The following is a 3,975-nucleotide window of genomic DNA, read 5'->3' as shown; positions in this document are numbered from 1 at the left end:
TATAGATAGATAAATGATTAAAGGGGCAATAAAATGAATATATTAATAGTAGGATCGGGTCTTTTTGGTTCAGTATTCGCGTATGAAGCTGCAAAAAAAGGACATCAAATAAAAGTAATTGAAAAAAGAAATCATATAGCGGGTAATATCTATACGAAAGAAGTAGAAAACATACAAATGCATCAATATGGTGCTCATATTTTCCATACATCAAACAAAGAGATATGGGATTATATAAACCAATTTGCTGAATTTAATCGCTATACGAACTCACCTGTTGCTAATTATAATGGAGAAATATATAACTTACCGTTTAATATGAATACTTTCAATAAACTATGGGGTGTGGTTACACCGGCTGAAGCACAAGCAAAAATTGATGAACGAAAAAGCGGTATTAAATGGAAAAAAACCAGAAAATCTGGAAGAACAAGCTATCTCGTTAGTAGGAACAGATATTTATAGAAAATTAATTAAGGATTATACAGAAAAGCAATGGGGTCGTCCTTGTACGGAATTACCGGCATTTATTATTAAACGTTTACCAGTTCGTTTGACATACGACAATAATTACTTTAACGATAAATACCAAGGAATTCCAATCGGGGGATACACTCAAATTATTGAAAAGATGTTAGATCATGAAAATATTGAAGTACATTTAAGCACAGACTTCTTTGAGAATAAAGAATCTTTAGAAGAAGAAGCGGATAAAGTCATCTATACCGGAATGATTGATCAATATTTTAACTATGAATTTGGTCGTTTAGAATATCGATCATTGCGCTTTGAACATGAAATTCTTGATATCCAAAACTATCAGGGCAATGCTGTTGTGAATTATACAGATGCTCAAAATAAATTCACACGAATTATTGAGCATAAGCACTTTGAATTTGGTGAACAAGAAAAAACAATTATTACAAAAGAATATCCATCAGATTGGAAACCAGGTGATGAACCCTATTATCCAGTAAATGACAAAACGAATAATGATTTATTCAAGCGATATTACAAAAAATCAAAAGAGAAAAAGAAAGTCATTTTTGGTGGGCGTCTAGGTATGTACAAATACTATGATATGCATATGGTGATTCATGAAGCGTTAACATGTGTTCAAAAAGAGTTATCTAAATAGGGATGAGAGCGGGAATAGCATGAGAGTTTTAGTAGTAAATACAGTTCCGTACGTTTTAAATGGTATTTCTAGTATGATTATGAACTATTATCAAGTGTTGAAAAAGGATATTTCCTTTGATTTTGTTATAAATGCGTATATTGATGCAGGTATCGAATCGAAAATTGATGATTCATCAGAGGTATACATATTGCCTAATAGAAAAAAGAAGACGCTACAATATATTAAAGAATTACGGAAGATTGCTGAAGGCAAATATTATGATGTAATTCATATTCATGGGAACAGTGCATTAATGTCAATTGAGTTATTTGCTGTGAAAAACTGCAAAAATACTGTAATTATTACACATAATCATAATACAAAGAGTGAGTATCCATTATTGGATAAATTGCTGAGGTCTTATTTTCAGAACAATGTGTCATATGCATTTGCTGCTAGTCGAGAATCTGGTGCATGGCTATATGGTAACTATCCATTTAAAGTGATTGAAAATGGATTAGATATGGATAGTCTGCAATATTCTGCAGATAACAGGAAAGAAATAAGGAGAAAATATCAAATTGGGGATGAAACTCTATTACTAAATATCGGTAGATATAATTTTCAAAAAAACAAAAAATTTGTCATAGATTCTTTCCGCGAATATTTACAATTTGATGCTTCAGCTAAGTTGATGATGATTGGCGAGGGTTCTGGTCGAAAAGAAATCGAAGAATATGTCAAAGAATTGAGAATGAATCAATCAGTAATATTTGTTTATAAAACTAATAACATCGAAAAATATTATTCTGCTGCTGATATATTTACATTCCCTACAAAATGGGAAGCATTAGGTATGGTAATTGTGGAGGCCCAAGTAGCGGGATTACCAAGTTTAATCGGAAATACAGTTCCAATGGTTACAGAAGTGAGTGATAGATCATTTTATTTTGATATTTCTGATGAGAAAAAGTGGGCGCAAAAATTATATCAAATAAAAAAGATGAAAATTGATCATGAAAGCCAGTATGATGTTAGAATGGATCAATTTAATATCAAAAATAATGCGCAGGAATTAAAAAAAATTTATGAACAAATGTGTTTAGAGAAGGTAAAGGCCAATAGTAAACAATGAAATTAATAAAAATTATTTATATAATGTTGGTTATCAGGTTTTCGTATTAATTATTCCATTAATTACGGTTCCATATATTTCAAGAGTTCTAGGAAGTACAGGAGTAGGAATCAATGCTTTTACGAACTCAATTATTTCATATTTTGTATTATTTGGTAGTATTGGAGTAAATCTTTACGGAAATCGTCAGATTGCGTATGTGAGAGATGATAAGAAATTATTAAGTCAAACTTTTTGGGAAATTAGCTTATTAAGAATTATCGTCATCTCTATAACTTACGTTATTTTTTTGATATTTTTATTTTTTGTTCAAGAATATCAATCGTACTATTTCTACCAATCTATATTAATTTTATCAGCAGGACTAGACATCTCCTGGTTCTTTATGGGAATGGAAGATTTTAAAAAAACGGTCTTACGTAATATAGTTTTAAAAGTGTTATCTTTAATCGTAATCTTTATTTTTATTAAATCGCAAAATGATTTGGGGCTGTATATTTTAGTTATAAACACTTCAGCTTTACTAAGCAATTTAGTGTTATGGCCATATTTAAAAATATATATTAATAAACCGTGCTTAAAAAAATTAAATATAATAAAACATTTAATACCATCACTAACCTTATTTTTACCACAGATTGCTACTCAGGTTTATTTGGTATTAAATAAAACCATGTTGGGATACATGACGAATGTACAAAATTCTGGCTATTATGAAAACACAGATAAACTAATTAAAATAGTTCTAGCGATTGTAACGGCAACTGGGACAGTCATGTTACCAAGAATGGCAAATATTTTTTCATCTGGAAATTACCAGTTGATTAACAAGTCTATACGTCAATCATTTGATTTTGTAAGTTTTATTTCAATCCCTATGGCATTTGGATTAGCATCAGTTGCTGATAAATTCTCTATCTGGTTCTTTGGAAAAGAATTTGCAATTACTGGACAACTAATTCCGATATTAAGTATAGTAATTATTTTAATTGGATGGAGTAATGTATTAGGAATGCAATACTTGTTACCAACAAATCAAACGAAATATTTTACTATTTCTGTAACAGTTGGTGCTTTAGTAAATTTATTTTTGAATGTTTTCTTTATAAAATTATTTGGTATATTCGGAGCAATTTGGGCAACGGTAATTTCAGAATGTACTGTTACTCTAGTTCAATTATACTATGTGAAAAATAATGTAAATATTTCTCGTCTATTTATTGGTGTATGGAAGTATGCATTAAGTGCAGGGATTATGTTTATTGCAGTGCGATCATTAAACAATTGGATGACTGGAAGCTTAATTTGTTTCATAATTCAAGGGATGGTTGGAGCCATAATATATGTAGTCTTAGTAATTATATTGAGAGCACCGATTATTCTTCAATTTTTTCAAGTTAAAGAAAAATTTATAAATAGAAAATAAGTAAGGTAAGATATTTTTCTAATAGTCTAAATAATTTCCACATTATACATTATCTTTGATTAACCTTGGACAGTAAATTGTGGTACTAGAATACATGATTGGAGAGTTAAAATGACAAAGAAAAAAATATGCTTGATTGCATCATCAGGTGGGCATTACGAGCAGTTATTGATGTTAAAATTATTACATCGCGACTACTCAATTTTTTTTGTGACTGAAAAAACAAAGTATAGCAATTCAGAAGAAGATAAATATTACATAAAACAAGTCAATAGAAAAGAAAAAACAATTTTT

2 protein-coding genes and 2 pseudogenes are annotated in these 3,975 nt (G+C 29.5%); all 4 read left to right on the top strand.

Annotation, left to right across the window (positions count from 1 at the left end):
* Positions 1-33: 33 nt before the first annotated feature.
* Positions 34-1,138: pseudogene (glf, locus tag HMPREF9088_RS01400) on the top strand (UDP-galactopyranose mutase).
* A 19-nt stretch (positions 1,139-1,157) separates the two neighbouring features.
* The gene (locus tag HMPREF9088_RS01395; RefSeq protein ID WP_143139680.1) at positions 1,158-2,255 is read left to right on the top strand and encodes a glycosyltransferase; all 1,098 of its coding nucleotides are present in this window, start codon (positions 1,158-1,160) and stop codon (positions 2,253-2,255) included.
* On the top strand, positions 2,242-3,681 hold the full coding sequence (locus HMPREF9088_RS01390) for a flippase (protein ID WP_040366047.1): 1,440 nt from the start codon (positions 2,242-2,244) through the stop codon (positions 3,679-3,681). The genes HMPREF9088_RS01395 and HMPREF9088_RS01390 overlap by 14 nt, the downstream gene beginning before the upstream one ends.
* 111 nt (positions 3,682-3,792) lie before the next feature.
* Positions 3,793-3,975, top strand: a pseudogene (locus tag HMPREF9088_RS12035) (PssD/Cps14F family polysaccharide biosynthesis glycosyltransferase); the annotation flags it as partial.

It is taken from the genome of Enterococcus italicus DSM 15952, assembly GCF_000185365.1.
Taxonomy (GTDB): Bacteria; Bacillota; Bacilli; order Lactobacillales; family Enterococcaceae; genus Enterococcus_G; species Enterococcus_G italicus.
The sequence above is the reverse complement of the archived record's forward strand: the minus strand, read 5'-3'. Positions and strand labels throughout refer to the sequence as shown.